This is a genomic window from Ruminobacter sp. RM87, assembly GCF_000701925.1.
In the GTDB taxonomy this organism is placed as follows: Bacteria; Pseudomonadota; Gammaproteobacteria; order Enterobacterales; family Succinivibrionaceae; genus Ruminobacter; species Ruminobacter amylophilus.
Window position 1 is genome coordinate 1 of the sequence record NZ_JNKD01000034.1, and the last position, 15,878, is coordinate 15,878.

Sequence of the window (15,878 nt, forward strand, 5' to 3'; positions counted from 1 at the left end):
ACGAGATGCAGCCAGAGGGAGGCATCGCGGCGTTCATCCTCGTCGATGACCACGAGACTGCCGCCGGCTCCGAGGATGCCGAAGACGTCGAATACGGAAAGGTCGAAGTCCATGGCGGAGATGGCCATGGCGCAGTCGGATGATGAGATGCCGGCTCTGCGGGTGATGTCCAGAATGGTGTTCATGGCGCCGCGGTGACTGATTTCCACGCCTTTAGGTTCACCGGTTGAACCGGAGGTGAAGATGATGTAGGCAGGTGAGTCAGGATGAACGCGTACAGGAGAGGCCAGAGGCTCGCATGCGGAAGTGTCCATAGGGTTTACGAAAGAAACCGCAGCGTCACCGGAGTCAAAAGGCATGGTGGTGAGCACGGTCTTTATCCCGGCTCTGGCAAGGATTTTTGTCTTGCGGGAGACAGGCTGGGTAACGGAAACGGGTACATAGACTGCACCGGCTGCGAGAACCGCGAGGACGGAGATAATCTGCAGAGGTCCGCGTGGAACGGAAACCGCAATTCTGTCGAGAGGTTTTACGACGTGCTGAATGAGGAGAGAGGCCACGCGCATGACGGAGGCGTGCATCTGACCGTAGGTTACGGTGCTGTCGCCGTAGAAGAGAGCGGGACTGTCAGGACGTGTTTCGGCATTGGTGAAGATTATTTCCGCAAGAAGGGTGTCAGACACCGGAGCACCGGTACTGTTTATTCTCTTTCTTACATCAAGCTGTCCTTTCGGAATGTCATTAAGGTAAACGCGGCCGAATCCGTCGTCTGCGGAACCGATTTCGGCAAGAAGGTCCGTATAAGCTGAGAACATGGTGCCGACCAGTCCTTTCGGAAACATGGAATCAACGGCATCAAAGCAGACCATGAGACCTTCAGGCATTTCATAAATCTGATGATCCAGACATACCTGCGGAGTCTGGGATATCATGTAGTCAAGCGTGCCGAGAGATGAAGTCACTTCGCTGTCGGTAAGTTCGGTTCCCAGGTTGCAGGCAAAAACCACCGGAGCTGTCAGACCGTTGCTGTATTCGTTTCTTGCCAGCTCTCTGAGCACCCTTATGGCCGAGTAGGCGGTGTGGGCACAGTCCTGATGGAATCTGTCCTGCAGTCTTTTCGCATGCTCTGCGAAGGTCAGATTTTCAGAGTAGTCACATTCGAGAAGAAGAAGGTTGGTAAAGTCGGCGACCGCATGTTCAATGTTTTCATTTTCAGTATCACGGTTGAACAGCGGCACGTTTATGAGAAATCTGGCAGAGCTGCTCCATCTTGATATGACCATGCCGTATGCCGCAGCCAGAGTCATGGCCGGAGTTATTCCGTGTGCCAGGGACTGCTTTTTTATGCTGTTCCAGATGTCAGTGCCGATGACCGTTTTGTATCTGGTGAAATGAGGTGTCATGCCGGTATTGCCGGTATACGGAAGCTGAGGACCGGAAGGCATGCTCTCAATACGTTTTTTCCAGTATTTTTCCGCTTCCAGGAATTCTGTTTCGCTGCGTTTTTTCTGCTGTTCAAGGTACTGTCTGAAGCTCCAGTTCTCAGGAGCCTGTATATTCTTTCCGGAATAGAGTGCGGCCAGATCGTGCAGGAGTATGTTTAAACTCTGAACGTCTGACACAAGCAGATCAACATCAAAGAAGATTCTGTAACTGCCGTCGGGATACTGCAGAAGTTCAAGTCCGATAACCTTTCCGCGGCTGATATCCAGCTTACGGTGTGAATTACGCTCCCTTATGGCTTCTGCCTGTCTGCGTGCCGAAACCATGTCTGAGTTTCGGAAATCATGAATCTTCAGCGGATCATTATGATTTTCCTTTACGTTGCGCTGTCTGCCGTTCTGCGTGAAAATGGTTCTCAGCATCGGATGAGCCTCTATAAGCCTGCTGAAGGCAGTGTCAAGGCGGTTTTCATCAATGTTTTTTCCGGTGATTTCCAGATATGCATGGCAGGATACGCCTCCGAGCTGCTGGTTTTCGTCGCGGCCTACCCAGTATGCATACTGCACGTCTGTCAGTTCATACTCGCCTTCATCATCAGCTGCTGTACGGACTTCGGGATGTCCCCCGTCTTTTCCGATACCGTCTTCTTTTTTCTGAACCCTTCGGCTGAGTTTTTCCGACCATGATTTCAGAGTCGGTTCGGTGATGAGTTCGGCAAAGGTTATCTTTATTCCGTTTTTTCTCCATCTGCTTACAAGACGCATTATGCTGATTGAATCAACACCGCATTCGAGGAGACTGCTTTCGGGAGAGGTTACGGCAACTTTAGGAAACATTGTCTTGATAAGAGCAGTGATTCCCTGAATACTGGTATCTGTACTGGTATTTTCGGACATCTTTTTTCTCGGAATGAAATATAGTTAACAATTCAAAATTCAATAAAAAATCTTCTGATTAAAGATATGTTTTCAGAACTGAAAAACATTTATCAGTAAAATCAGAAGATGACTGTTTTATCTTAAATAATTCTGTATAATGGTTAGCGGTTGCTAACACGTGTTAGTTAATGCTAACAAAAATATCAATTTTTTTCCAAATGTCAACTGCGGAGTAATATCGTGATTTTTTTATCAGACGGATGACTCAGTCCGGAGAAATGATGTCGTCAATTCGTTGAAAATAAAGGGTTTAAGTTACTTTTTAGTTTTCTTTCGTACTGCTTTTCATGGTGAACAGTCATTCATCAGAGCACCGAAAAAGAAAAATATTATTACATGGCAATATGTTAAATACCGCTGTTTTTTCATGCCGGTTTCCGGTAAGAAACGCGGTTTTGCATATGATTATGTCTTTTATGACGGTCCTGATTACCGGACATAAAGTCTCCGGAAGGTTTTCAGGACACCTCAGGCCGGGAGCATAAGATTCTGCCTGATTTGAGAAAGGTGAGTTATGGTTCAAGAAAATGCACTTAACAGTCGTGATTTAATTACCGTCGGACTGTTTACCGCCATTATTGTGGTGATTACCATGATCGTCATGGTTATAGGATTTATTCCTGTTCTTCTGCCTCTTTACTGTGTTTTTATTCCGCTGCTTTCCGGAATCCCGTTTATGCTGTTCTTAAGCAGGGTGAGAAAATTCGGCATGATTATGCTGATGAGCATTCTGCTGGCTCTGTTCCTGCTGCTTACGGGAATGGGATGGTATACGTTTCCCCTGGTACTGATTACCGGGGGTTTATCCGAACTTATAGTCAGAGCCGGTCACTACCGGAGTCTGACATTGGACATTGCGGCATATGCGGTATTCAGTATTTGGTGTTTCGGCAGCTACATTCCTCTGATATTCATGGCAGACAGATTCTGGGAGGAGAATGCCGTTTACGGCAGTGAATACATAGAAACCGCCAAAGGCTTGTTTCAGCTGTGGATGGCTCCTACACTGATCTTCATGTGTGTTTTTTTCGGCTGGGTCGGGGGAATGATCGGCGGCAGAATGCTTAAAAAACATTTCATAAGAGCGGGAATTGTCTAGAAATGATGTCTGTAAGAAAGGGGGACAGTCTGCTTGATCCCCGTACCAAGATGATGCTGCTGGTTACTCTGCCGACTTTTCTGCTCGGAGGAGCGGGAGGCGAATATTTCAGATGGATAAGTCTGTTTCTTTCCCTGCTCCCGTTTCTTTTTCTGCTGCGGGCCGGAAATTATTTTTCAGGATTCGCCGGGCTGTCGGTATTTGCTTCAGTATACGCCTCAGGTTTTATGATTAGTCCGGAAAACTCGGGAGCCGCATACTGCCTGTATCTGTTAATTTATGAAGTATGCTGTCTTCTGATGCCATGCGGAATACTTGCTGCCTTTGTCGTCAGAACAACGCATGTGGGTGAATTAATAGCGGGAATGGAAAGAATGAAAATTCCCGGCTGTATCACCATACCTTGTACAGTGATGTTCAGGTTTTTTCCGACACTGCTGGAGGAATATTCATCCATCGGCAGAGCCGTGAGGATGAGAGGAATCAGTATCGGCAGCGTGGGACCCGTCCGTTACGTGGAATACAGAATGATTCCTGTTCTCATGAGTTCCGTAAAAATCGGCAACGAACTTACTGCGGCCGCCTTAACCAAAGGGCTTGGATCGCACCGGAAAAGAACCAGTATCTACCGGCTGGAATTCAACGCCGCCGATATTATTCTGCTGACAATGTGTTCGGCTGTTTTCGTGCTTTTATTCCTGCATCTGTCAGGTATTTCCTTCTGGCATTCATGATTTCGGGGACAGCTTTTTTTATTGACAGATATACAGGAGAAACAAACAGATGCTGAAGTTGGACAATGTTACTTTTTCATATGCAAGCCCTGCGGAAAACCTGACTGAATCAGTGCATCCGAGGAACGGTGAGGCGTCGGATCCGGAAAATTCACGTGAAAGTGTACAGGTACTTAAAAACGTCAGTCTTGAGGTGAAAAAGGGAGAACTTGTTATTCTCACAGGACCTTCAGGATGCGGAAAAACCACGGTTCTGAGACTGTTTAACGGACTGATTCCGGAATATTTCGGCGGAACGGTGGAAGGAAAGGTGGAGATTGACGGAAGGGATGCCGGCCGGATGAAAGTCAGTGAAATATCACTTATTGCCGGAACTGTTTTTCAGAATCCCAGAAGTCAGTTTTTCAATGCAGACAGCACGGGGGAAATGGCCTTCGCCTGTGAAAACAGAGGAATGGATCCTGATGAGATTGAAAGACGCATTCTCAGAACAGGTGAGAAACTTGGAATGAAAAAACTGCTCGGGCGCAGTCTTTTCAGACTGTCGGGCGGTGAAAGACAGAAAATAGCCTGCGGCTCCGTGGATGTCTGCGGAAGTGAGGTGATTCTGCTGGACGAACCGTCTGCAAATCTTGATTACGCGGCGTCAGAGTCTCTTCATGATCTGATTAAAACGTGGAAGAATGAAGGAAAAACGATTCTGGTTTCGGAGCATCGTCTGGCTTATCTTGCGGATCTGGCTGACAGAATTGTCATCATGAACAAGGGGATAATCACCGGAGAGCTGAATCAGGAACAGCTCAGAAGACTCAGTTCCCGGGAGCTTGGGACAATGGGGCTGCGCGGCTGTGTTCCGGAGGCTCCTGAAAGCATCCCCCTGCCTGACGTTCAGCCGGAAGACGAGGTTATGACACTGAGAAATTTTGATTTCAGATACGGCTGCGGAATTTTTTCCGGTAAAAAAAATTCAGAAACTTTTCATTATGATGATATCAGGATAGCGGTGAACAGAATAACCGCGGTAACAGGGTGCAACGGTGTCGGTAAAACAACTTTTCTGAACTGTCTCTGCGGCATGGAGAAGAAGTGCCGGGGGACCGTTGTTCACGGCACTGAAAAATATGACGGACCTGCCAGACTGAACAGGTTTTTCATGGTGATGCAGGATGTGAACCATCAGCTGTTTGCAGAAAGCGTTGAGGAAGAACTGATGCTCTGCATGGTAAACAGTAATTCCGGAAGGGAAGAAAAAGAGGCCAGGGTGAGTGAAATTCTCAGAAAGCTGGATTTGTATGAATTCAGACAGGCTCATCCGATGTCGCTTTCCGGAGGACAGAAACAGCGCGTGGCCATTGCATGCGCACTGTGTTCCGACAGGGAGTTTCTTCTTTTTGACGAACCGACCAGCGGTCTGGACTACGGGCACATGCTGTCAGTTGCCGGGCTTCTGAAGGATCTCAGGGACATGGGAAAAACCGTTATTGTGGTTACCCATGACAGTGAGCTTATAAGAAGCTGCTGTGACAGAATGGTTCGCATTTCCGGTGAAAAAGTATCAGCGTGAGTTTCAGCTGATTCTGATTCACGGACAGTCCGGTTTTCTGTTTTTATGTGCAAATAATTCCCATCATGTCAGATTGGAGTATCTGATTTTTCTGATAAGATATTCAGGTCCTCAAAATTCATATCCGTTCATACGGTCCGACGTGACCGTATGAACCTTCAGAAATGCCCGCGGCGGTTTTGTAGTCTTTTAAATATTCCGCCTCAGACATGTATCCATATTGCATTGTCGTTATTCCTGCGGTTCAGGCATGGTATTCATTCCTGATTCATCTTTTCCAGTAATTAAGGGAGTTATTTGTAAATTATGGATTCAATAAAACTTTGGACGGAAGAAGAACAGAATTTTTACGGTAAAAACGTCTGGCGGGAATCAACCATTCCCGAAGAATTTACCGAATGGTGCACATCCTTCTCCGGCAGAACCGCACTGATAAGCGGTGAGGAACAGCTTACCTACGGAGAACTTTATAAAAGATGCATTGAGATGAGTTCCTGGCTTGCGGAACGTAACGTGCGCCGCGGCGAATGTGTTCTGCTTCAGATGCCTAATTCCATAGGTTTTATGATTGTTCTTTTTGCCATCCTCCGTATCGGCGCGGTACCTGTTCTTGCTCTTCCTGCTCAGAGAGCCTCAGATGTGATAGCGCTGTGTGCCCTGGCCGAACCTACGCATTACATAGGTGTTAACAGATACCTGAGTACTGACTACGGTGAGGTGACGGACAGACTCAGGAGCGAACAGCCTCAGATTCAGATAATTACTTTCAGTACGGATGAAGACCCTGATCTTATGCTCCGTGAATGCAGAAGTTCATATCCTGTCGAGGCCTGTCACGGCAGTAATCTTGATATCGCACTGCTGCTTCTTTCCGGCGGAACGACCGGAACTCCGAAACTTATACCGCGTACCCATGCGGGATATTCCTATAACTATCGTACCATGGCGTCAATCACCGGGATGGACGGGGACAGTGTTTATCTGAACATTCTTCCGACCGCGCATAATTTTTCACTGTCATGTCCAGGAATTTTCGGGGTTTTAAGCAGAGGCGGAAAAATCGTGATTGCCGGATCCGGAAGCTTTGATGAAGGATTTGAGCTTATTGCCAGACACGGGGTGACCATTACGGCCATGGTGCCGACACTTACCAGATTATGGGCCGAGGCCGTTGAATGGGACGAGCCTGATCTTTCCAGTCTGAAACTTCTGCAGGTGGGTGGAGCCAGACTGGATCCTTCAGATGCGGAATTCATTATGAAGCGGTTCGGCTGCAGACTGCAGCAGGTGTTCGGAACAGCTGAAGGTCTTATCTGCTGTACCAGACCGGATGATCCGGACAGTGCGGTACTGCATTCCCAGGGAAGACCTATATCAGAGTATGACGTCTGCCGTATTGTGGATGATGAGGAAAGGGATGTACCGGAGGGACAGACAGGGGAACTTATTGTAAAGGGACCGTATACCATTCATGAATATTATCGCGCGGGTGACAGAAACAAGGGAGCATTCACGGTGGACGGATATTACCGCATGGGGGATCTTGTACGACTCAGGGAAGACGGTAATTTTGAAGTGGTTGGAAGAATCAAGGAGCAGATAAACCGAGCCGGTGAAAAGATTGCCGCTGCGGAAGTTGAAACCCTGCTTCTTAAACATCCGTGTATCGAATCATGTGCCGTGGTTCCCGTAAAGGACGAGGTTCTCGGGGAAAGAATATGCGCCTTTGCCATTGGTGAGGAGGTTAAGCTCAATGAAGTCAGAGATTTCCTCATGAATAACGGTCTCGCCCTGTACAAGCTGCCGGATCAGCTGGTGTTTATTGACAGATGGCCTCTTACCGCCGTCGGCAAGGTGGATAAGAAGCGTCTGTCACAGATTGGAGCCGAAGCTGCATGAGATAAGACGGCATGTTATCTCCGTTTGTGATAATTTTTGTTAGTTAATGCTAATTCCTGTTAACATAAGCTAACAATCATGATAATGTAGCAGTGTCTTGTTGATATCTTTTAGATGTGTAGTCCGTCAGCTGACTGAGATCTGAAAATAATGTGGATTTTGAGGATAATCCGTATGAATTTCCGGGCAGTCAGATGACGGACTTTTATTAAAGACTTTAAATTTTTCATCATCCCGTTCAGGAGAAAACAATGAAAAGAATAATGCTAGGCGCCGGACTGATTATGGCCTCTCTGATGTCTGCGGATCTGTCAGCAGAAAGTACAGGCCTGAGCGGACGGGACATAGCGGTAATGGTAAATGAAGCAGACAGCAGTAAGGATATGCACAGAAATGCCGTAATGGTTATTGAAAGGGGAAAGCAGAAGCTGGTGCGCAGAATGGAAATGTGGTCCATGCACAGCGGTGAGGAACGCCGTTCGCTGATCCGCTTCAGTTCTCCGGCCGATATTCAGGATTCACAGTTTCTTTCATGGACACATGAGGATGTGAAAAAGGATGATGACCTGTGGGTGTTTTTCCCTTCAGAGAACATGGTTAGACGCATCAGCGGAGGCGGCAAAAAAAGCTCCTTCATGCGCAGCAGTTTCGCTCTTGAAGATATTGAATACCGCAGTGTTGATGCCGACAGGCACGAATTTCTGCGCGAGGATACGGTAAATAACCGCAGGGTGTGGGTTATCGAATCATCGGCAATTGAGGAAAAAGCGGCAGAAACCGGATACGGCCGCAGGGTTGTATATGTTGACTGTGAATATCATCTTCCGGTGAAAATAGAATATTACGATACTCATGACCGTCTGCTTAAAACCATGCTGGCGGGAGATTTCAGGCAGATAGCCGGAATCTGGTCGGCAGGAAAAATGATAATGCAGGAGGAGGGAAAGAATTCACGAACTCTCATGCAGTATACGGATGTTTCCTATAATCAGGGTGTGGATTCATCAATATTCGAACACAGCAATCTTAAAAGGTAGCTTCACGGCTGCCGCGGCGGTCATGCCTCCGTTATCCTGATTTAAAATCTCCGGCGCCTGACGGCGTTCGGAGATTTCAGAAAAGTTCACCGTACTGAATACACTCTTTTTTAAGTATGCACAGATGAAAAAATTATGTCTGCTTGCGTGGGCCCTGCTGCTGTCTGGCACGGCTCATGCCGAAGATCCGTTTTCCTTTGATCTCACCGACGGGAGCGAAGACGGAGAGGATTCGACGTCATCATATAATTTCAGATTCACCAATTCCATTGAGGCCAGAATGAGAAAATTCATCCGGCACGATGATTTTCTGTCCTCAAGACTCCGTCTTAATTCCTCGTTTCTTTATGAAACTGAATGGAGTTCCCTTTATGTCAACGGGTTTTTTGACTATGACGAGTCAGTCAGAAAGTACGACCGCCGTTTCAGAGCCACGCTGTACGAACTGTACGCAAAAATCAACGGTTCATCGGCCGGAATGAACGGTACGGTGGTAAGTCTGGGAAAAATGAGGCTTTCATGGGGAGTCAACGACGGCAGAAGTACCGTTGATATGATTAATGCCACGTACATGAAGGATCCTCTTGCGAACGGCCGTACCGTCTTTAAATGGCCGGCATGGCTTGCAAGAGTGGAACAGTCTTCCGCGCTGGGAAATCTGGAGGGAGTCCTGCTGCCGTTCGGCAAGGACAGACAGATGGCGGAATACGGAAGTCCATGGGAGCCGGAATACGTTCATAACCTGAGGAGTATGGCTGATTCCGGACAGCTCTCCCTTACCGAACATATGAATCCGCGAAAGGTTGAATGGGGAGTGCGTTATGTCAAATACATGACGGGTTTTGACTTCGGAGCTTCGTACTATTCCGGATTTTCCGATCTCCCGTGCGTAAAGTACCGTGACGGAAACATGTTTCTGCTGGAACCGGTACGTTCCCGGACGGCAGGGGTAAACGGAGCCATGTCCCTCGGGAGCAGTACCTTAAGAGCTGAGCTTTCAATGACTGCCGATGCCCCGGTCTACGACGGGAGCGGAGGTCTTTACTACTCCGATCTTCATCAGGTGATAGTCGGATGGGATCGTAATTTTGACTTTGATATCTACGCCAATCTCCAGTTCTTCAGTGATCATTATCTTCATGCCGAAGATGACTTCGGCATGACAGCCTCTCTCAGCCAGAAGTATTTTAACGATTCCCTGAATGCCGGTGTGAACGCACTGTGGGGGAGAGGAAGAGAACATACTCTTGAAGTATATTCCGAGTATGCCGTCAGCGACAGTCTCACGGTAAGTCTCAGGGGATTCTGGATCGGCGGAGGCTCCTCATCTTCCATTTACCGTTCATATGACGGCAATGACTATGCCGAGTTTGGTTTTAAATATTATTTCTGAGGATGATTATGAAAAAGGTTCTGTTTTTGGGAGGATCGGGCAGAGTCGGTGAAACGGCCATCAGGTATCTGCTGGATCATGCGGCTGTCGAACTTACGGTGGTTACCAGAAAAACCGTAATTGATACGGAAGGACTGTGTTCCGGCCGGTCTTCAGTGAAAAACGTACAGGCTGATATAACCTGCGGGGATACGCTTGACAGGCTTCTTGAAGGAACTGATCTCGCAGTCTCATGCGTCGGTCCTTCGCATACGGTCGGCAGTTTCATTATCGATGCATGCGTGCGTCACGGGGTGGCACTGATTGACGTGTCCGGATATGATCCCGCCTTAAAACACCTGGACAGGCTGAATCTGGAAAATCAGATTCATGCTCCTGTTGTGGTTAATTCCGGTCTCCTTCCGGGACTCAGCGGTTCCTATCCCCAGTATCTTATTCACAGGTACGGCGGACATTCCCCCGTAAAGTCGATAGAGGTGTTTTATGCGGGAAGGGATACGTGGAGTTTCAGTTCAGCTGTTGATATTGTATCGAGTCTCGGCGGTTTCGGTGAGAACCGCGGTTTCTGCCGTATTGAATCCGGAAAAATCGTCCGTACCGGGCTCATTGGAGCAATGGTGAAGGTACGTTTCCCTGAACCGGTGGGAACCGTTGCGGGAATGAGCATGTATTCAGAGGAAATGGCCAGACTCATCAAAGCAGAAAATATAGAAAACGCAGTTGTTTCCGGTGCAAATATAGGCAGAAGGGCCGGGGTCAGTCTGATGATTTCAATGCTTCTGAAAAGGTACGGAACAGAAAAAGGGATTATCAGGGGGGCCGAATCCCTGGTTAAGGCTTCGGCCAGGGACGGACTTAAATATCCGCCTTATTACGGCATTCACTGCAGGCTGATTCTTGAAAACGGAAAAACTGTGAAGGGAGTGCTTACTGCCGATGATACCTACAGGGCATCAGGAATGGTGTTAGGCATGAATGCGGTATACATGCTGACTCATGAGATAAAGCCGGCTGGGTATTCAATGCATGAGGCGATTCCTGCGGAATATGTCATTGATAATCTCAGCCGGGAGGGAATATTTTCCTGCCTGCAGGACTCATATGAAAATTAACAGTTATTGAAGAGGCGGTGAATTCATGAATTATGACAGTCTTTCTTTGAACGAAGGGAATGGCTCTGCGGTTAGAAAGGTCGGCTCGGTACTGATTGTCGGCGGCCGCGGAGAAACAGGCAGAACAATTCTGAAGTATCTGGCTTCGACGTATCCGGAGCTGGATATTGCGGTGGCTGGCAGAACAACACCTGAAGAATCGGGACGCTGCAGATTTATCCGCATAGATCTTGACGGTGCGGTATCTCCGGAAACATTCAGAGAGTTTTCTCTGGTGATTGTCGCCTGCGGACCTATGGAAAAACTGCTTCCGGCGGTTCTTGAGCTTTGCATTGAGGCCGGAACCGACGTGATTGACATCAATGATTCGGCAGCGACGGCCGTAAAGGTTCTCGGTTTACATGAAAAGGCCCGGGCAAAGGGGGTAAGAATATATTCCGGCATGGGAATGTCCCCGGGAATATCCTCTCTTATGCTGAGGGAGGTTTCGGAAGGCGGACTGTCGGAAAAGGGAGTATATCGAACCAGAATCTGCATGGGAACCGCTTACGGAGGCGGACCGAGCAGTCCGTACGCCATGCTGGACAATCTGGTAAACGACATACCGGTCTATCGTGACGGAAAAGTCGAGGTTGTCAGGAATCCATGGAACGATGAAAACTCCGGTTTCAGATTTTTCGGAAAGAAAAAGTCCCTTACGACGGTTCCGTACAGTACTCCGGAAATATATTCTCTGTCGTCAGAAAGATACAGGTCAGGCCGGGCATGCGTAAATACTTATGACATCCGCTGTACCATGGAGGGGTTCCCGGTTTATCTGGCAAGGATGATAGCTCTGATAAACCGTAAGGGAAGGTTCAGTGATGTTCTGGCCTCGGTGTTCTATAAAAGCGGGCTCAGGTGCAGAAACAGCCCGAAGGCCGATCCGGACAATCAGATTGTCGTCTATCCCGATGACTGTCCGGAAAAGGGAATTGTGCTTTTCGGCGATGTTTCGTCGTACGATCTTACCGCAGCCATGGCTGTTTCAGTGGCTGACTGTGTGATTTCCGGCAGATTGAACGAGGAGCCGGGGGTATACATGGTTGAACTGCTTTCGGCTGAAAGTGCCGCGGCGGTGAAAGAAGCCCTGAGAAAGCGAAATTTCTTCTGGAAGAGTGTTCAGGAGGTCAAAAGCAGAAAATTTGATGAATGGGGATGGCTCGAAAGGGATGCCTCCCGTGTAGAGACACTCAGACATTTCGGTGAAAACTGGTATACAGTAAAGATTCATCCCCGGATGAGTTCTGTTCAGACCGATATTCTGTATTCTTCGGAACTGTGGCGGAAAATAAGGTATTCATGTTCATTTTTCGGAACATGTCTGTTTGCCGCAAGAGTACTGTTCAGGTGGAAAAAATACGGTTATAAGCTGAGAACCTATGTGAACAGAGGGAAAGAATACGGGGCTCTGGTCAGGGATCTGAGCATGTTTGCCGCAGGTTATTCACTCGCCGGAGAAAAACTCGGAAAGGCTGAAGCCTTAAGACTGTACAGACAGATGTTCATGACGTCCGGCAGCAGTGAAATGTGCTGGTTTCTTCCTAGACCGGAAACCTTCGCTTCATTCAGGGATGGAGGAAAGGGAATACTGATCTATTTTAAGGCCATGATGGAACGTAATCAGCAGTGCGGTTTCCTAAAGCTTGGCAGCCGCACTGATACTGACGGGAACGGCGGAAAGATTACCGTGTTTGAAATCCGCAGCTGCATATATGCTGAAATCTTCACAGAACTGGGTTATCCGGAACTTGCTGACTTCATAAGAGAGGAGGAAAAGAATGAGCTGGCGCGGATTGCGGCTGATTCGGGGCTGTCATACGAGTTCCGCCTGCTTGGTGAGGGAAATGCGGATATTCTGTTCTACGGTGTGTGAATCACCGGCTCATAAGACAGCATGAATCATGATATCTGTCCGCAGAATGAAAGACCGGCATACCATGAGGTATAGTATGAACCCCGGTCTTTCGGCGTGATGTCCCGAAAGTCATTTTTCGGGACGCTTCCTGTCTGAATTACCTGCTTTCTTCAGCAGTCTGTTCGGCAATGAACTTGACGATGCTGTCGGTTCCGGTATTTTCCAGAGTCGGATCCAGATCCTTCACGCCGTCCGCACTTTCCGAAGAAAACTTCACCGTGAGAACAATGATGCCTGATTCAGTCAGAGCCTTTATCACTTCGCCTGCGGCTCCAGTGCCGGCATTTCGGTAATAGTAAACCAGTCGGCCCTGCTGCAGAAGCTTCTGTTCCACTTCTCCGGCAAGTTTCTCGAGAGTTTCCTGACCTGCGGTGCTGCCGCTGCTGCCGAAGTTGAACACGGCTGATTTCTGTCTCAGAAGGTGACGGCGGACATTCTGCGGAGTGTATTCCTGACTGTCGTCACTGTCGTTTACCGTATTCACGATACCGCATGCCGCGGTCATGTTGGTAACGCGGTCGATGAGAATGAATTCCCCGAGTGCTCTGTGTCGGCTGAATTCACTTACTGCAACCGAGTCAATGAATGAAATGCGGCATACCGCGATTTCATTCTTGGAGAGCTCATCTGTTACGACGTGTTCTCCGGTGTTGACGTCAACGGTATACTCGATGGATTTGACCTGAGCGTAAATCTGGCTGGTGCCGAGTTTAATCAGGTAGTCCTTGTGGAAGCTGAATTTCTCATCATCGGTCCACAGTACGGTACCTGTGATTTCACGGGCCACCTGAATGGAATCATCTGATTTCGCCCTGGTAAACACGGAGCCTCTTGAGACGTCAACCTCACGGTCAAGAGACACGGTTACGGGCATGCCGCGACCGGCCTGTTCAACTTCATCAAAGCCTGAGAATATCTGCTTAACCCTGGCTGATTCACCTGTTGGAAGAACGGTCAGCTCGTCGCCCACGTGAAGTTCACCTGATTCAATCTGTCCCTGGAAACCTCTGAAGAACTGGTTCGGACGGCACACTCTCTGAACCGGCAGGTAGAAGCCGGTTTCCTCATTATCCTTGGAGGTATCGGTGTCCTCAAGATATTCGATAAGTGATTTTCCGTCATACCACGGGGTATGCTGTGATCTGCTGATGACATTGTCGCCTGCCTTGGCGGAAAGCGGGATCACCGTGTATTCCTGAAGGGAGAGTTCGTCTCTGAGTTTGGCAATGTCTGCGGAAATATCGTTGAATCTCTTTTCATCAAAGCCGATGAGATCCATTTTGTTGACCGCGAAAACAAAGTGACGGATACCCATCAGGGCACAGATTCTGGCATGACGTCTGGTCTGAACCAGTACCCCCTTTGACGCATCGATGAGAATGATTGCGAGATCCGCAAATGAGGCGCCGACCGCCATGTTGCGGGTGTATTCCTCGTGACCCGGGGTGTCAGCCACGATGAAGCTTCTTTTCTGGGTGGAGAAATAACGGTAGGCCACATCAATGGTTATGCCCTGTTCACGTTCCGCCAGCAGACCGTCAAGGAGCAGGGAGTAGTCAAGTTCACCGTCGCATGAACCGTTAAGGGATTCAGTCTTAAGAGATTCAATCTGGTCACTGTAAAGAAGTCTTGAGTTGTACAGAATATTACCGATAAGGGTTGATTTACCGTCATCAACGCTGCCGCAGGTAATGAATTTCAGCAGCGGTCTTTCATATCTCGTTAATTCAGTCATTTTAGAAATATCCCTCTCTTTTTCTCTTTTCCATGCTGCCCTGAGCTTCGTGGTCGATAACACGGCTGCTTCTTTCCGATACCTTGGCTTCGTTTGTTTCCCTTATGATTTCATCCAGAGTCGTGGCGTCTGATTCCATGGCCCCGGTAAGAGGATAGCAGCCCAGAGTACGGAATCTTACCCTGCGGTATTCGATCTGTTCTCCCGGACGAAGCTTCAGACGGTCGTCGTCAACCATTATCAGGTTGCCGTCTCTTTCAACGACAGGTCTGGTATCTGCGAAATAAAGCGGAACAATGTCGATTTTTTCCCTCTTGATGTACTGCCAGATGTCGCTTTCAGTCCAGTTAGAGATAGGGAATACTCTGATGCTTTCTCCCTTTTCGATCTTGGTGTTGTACAGCTTCCACATTTCAGGACGCTGGTTTTTCGGATTCCAGGCGTTGTCCCTGTTGCGGAAGGAGAAGATTCTTTCCTTGGCGCGGGACTTTTCCTCATCACGTCTTGCACCGCCGAAAGCCGCGGTAAAACCGTATTTAGCCAGAGCCTGCTTTAATGCCTGGGTTTTCATGATGTCGGTGTATGCCGAGCCGTGATCGAACGGATTGATGCCTCTGGCCACACCGTCCTGATTTGTGTAAACCAGAAGCTGAATGCCGTTCTTGGCTGCGGTTTCATCCCTGAACTTGATCATTTCCCTGAACTTCCATGTGGTGTCCACATGCAGAAAAGGGAATGGTGGTTTTTCAGGATAGAAGGCTTTTAATGCAAGGTGCATTAAAACGGAACTATCCTTTCCGATTGAATAGAGCATAACAGGCTTTTCGCATTCGGCAGCCACTTCTCTTATGATGTATATTGCTTCGGCTTCCAGTTTGTCCAGATGGGCCAGGTCTTGCATTTTAGCACTCCTTGTAATTTAGCCGGATACAGTATCCGTATTTGTTTTCAAGCCGTTTTTTAATAC

Annotated in this window: 11 protein-coding genes; 8 read left to right on the forward strand and 3 right to left on the reverse strand. The window is 48.3% G+C overall.

The features are described from left to right. On the reverse strand, positions 1–2,339 hold a 2,339-nt coding region (locus T489_RS0107715), incomplete at its 3' end, for a condensation domain-containing protein (RefSeq protein ID WP_037319257.1). 556 nt (positions 2,340–2,895) lie between these two features. On the opposite strand from T489_RS0107715, the gene T489_RS0107725 reads away from it, so the two are divergent. The 8 genes from T489_RS0107725 to T489_RS0107765 all read left to right on the forward strand — a co-directional run bounded on the left by T489_RS0107725 (position 2,896) and on the right by T489_RS0107765 (position 13,134). Further along, positions 2,896–3,480 (forward strand): MptD family putative ECF transporter S component, encoded by a 585-nt coding sequence (locus T489_RS0107725; RefSeq protein ID WP_031579480.1) that lies wholly within the window; start codon positions 2,896–2,898, stop codon positions 3,478–3,480. A 2-nt stretch (positions 3,481–3,482) separates the two neighbouring features. After that, positions 3,483–4,214 carry an energy-coupling factor transporter transmembrane component T gene (locus tag T489_RS0107730; protein WP_031579481.1) on the forward strand — a complete coding sequence of 244 codons (732 nt, stop codon included), beginning with the start codon at positions 3,483–3,485 and terminating at the stop codon, positions 4,212–4,214. A 49-nt stretch (positions 4,215–4,263) separates the two neighbouring features. Next, positions 4,264–5,778, forward strand: a complete 1,515-nt coding sequence (locus T489_RS0107735) for an ABC transporter ATP-binding protein (RefSeq protein ID WP_031579482.1) — start codon at positions 4,264–4,266, stop codon at positions 5,776–5,778. Between the two features lie 306 nt (positions 5,779–6,084). Next, positions 6,085–7,677, forward strand: coding sequence for a (2,3-dihydroxybenzoyl)adenylate synthase (locus tag T489_RS0107745; protein ID WP_084155461.1), 1,593 nt, complete (start codon positions 6,085–6,087; stop codon positions 7,675–7,677). Between the two features lie 251 nt (positions 7,678–7,928). Continuing rightward, the gene (locus T489_RS0107750) at positions 7,929–8,714 is read left to right on the forward strand and encodes an outer membrane lipoprotein-sorting protein (RefSeq protein WP_031579484.1); all 786 of its coding nucleotides are present in this window, start codon (positions 7,929–7,931) and stop codon (positions 8,712–8,714) included. Positions 8,715–8,838: 124 nt separating this feature from the next. Then, the gene (locus T489_RS0107755; protein WP_031579485.1) at positions 8,839–10,107 is read left to right on the forward strand and encodes a hypothetical protein; all 1,269 of its coding nucleotides are present in this window, start codon (positions 8,839–8,841) and stop codon (positions 10,105–10,107) included. A gap of 8 nt (positions 10,108–10,115) precedes the next feature. Then, a complete protein-coding gene (locus tag T489_RS0107760) occupies positions 10,116–11,219 on the forward strand; it encodes a saccharopine dehydrogenase NADP-binding domain-containing protein (RefSeq protein WP_051621901.1) in 1,104 nt (367 codons plus the stop codon). Positions 11,220–11,244: 25 nt separating this feature from the next. Continuing rightward, positions 11,245–13,134, forward strand: coding sequence for a saccharopine dehydrogenase NADP-binding domain-containing protein (locus T489_RS0107765; protein ID WP_031579487.1), 1,890 nt, complete (start codon positions 11,245–11,247; stop codon positions 13,132–13,134). Positions 13,135–13,273: 139 nt separating this feature from the next. On the opposite strand, the gene T489_RS0107770 is transcribed toward T489_RS0107765, so the two are convergent. Beyond that, positions 13,274–14,911, reverse strand: coding sequence for a GTP-binding protein (locus tag T489_RS0107770; protein ID WP_084155462.1), 1,638 nt, complete (start codon positions 14,909–14,911; stop codon positions 13,274–13,276). 1 nt (position 14,912) lies between these two features. Further along, complete coding sequence (gene cysD, locus T489_RS0107775) at positions 14,913–15,812, reverse strand: sulfate adenylyltransferase subunit CysD (protein WP_031579489.1); 900 nt, start codon at positions 15,810–15,812, stop codon at positions 14,913–14,915. Between the last annotated feature and the right edge of the window lie 66 nt (positions 15,813–15,878).

Coding starts and splice junctions, on each gene's coding strand:
- T489_RS0107725 (WP_031579480.1), top strand. CDS start 2,896: ATGGTTCAAGAAAATGCACTTAACAGTCGTGATTTAATTACCGTCGGA.
- T489_RS0107730 (WP_031579481.1), top strand. CDS start 3,483: ATGATGTCTGTAAGAAAGGGGGACAGTCTGCTTGATCCCCGTACCAAG.
- T489_RS0107735 (WP_031579482.1), top strand. CDS start 4,264: ATGCTGAAGTTGGACAATGTTACTTTTTCATATGCAAGCCCTGCGGAA.
- T489_RS0107745 (WP_084155461.1), top strand. CDS start 6,085: ATGGATTCAATAAAACTTTGGACGGAAGAAGAACAGAATTTTTACGGT.
- T489_RS0107750 (WP_031579484.1), top strand. CDS start 7,929: ATGAAAAGAATAATGCTAGGCGCCGGACTGATTATGGCCTCTCTGATG.
- T489_RS0107755 (WP_031579485.1), top strand. CDS start 8,839: ATGAAAAAATTATGTCTGCTTGCGTGGGCCCTGCTGCTGTCTGGCACG.
- T489_RS0107760 (WP_051621901.1), top strand. CDS start 10,116: ATGAAAAAGGTTCTGTTTTTGGGAGGATCGGGCAGAGTCGGTGAAACG.
- T489_RS0107765 (WP_031579487.1), top strand. CDS start 11,245: ATGAATTATGACAGTCTTTCTTTGAACGAAGGGAATGGCTCTGCGGTT.
- T489_RS0107770 (WP_084155462.1), bottom strand. CDS start 14,911: ATGACTGAATTAACGAGATATGAAAGACCGCTGCTGAAATTCATTACC.
- cysD (WP_031579489.1), bottom strand. CDS start 15,812: ATGCAAGACCTGGCCCATCTGGACAAACTGGAAGCCGAAGCAATATAC.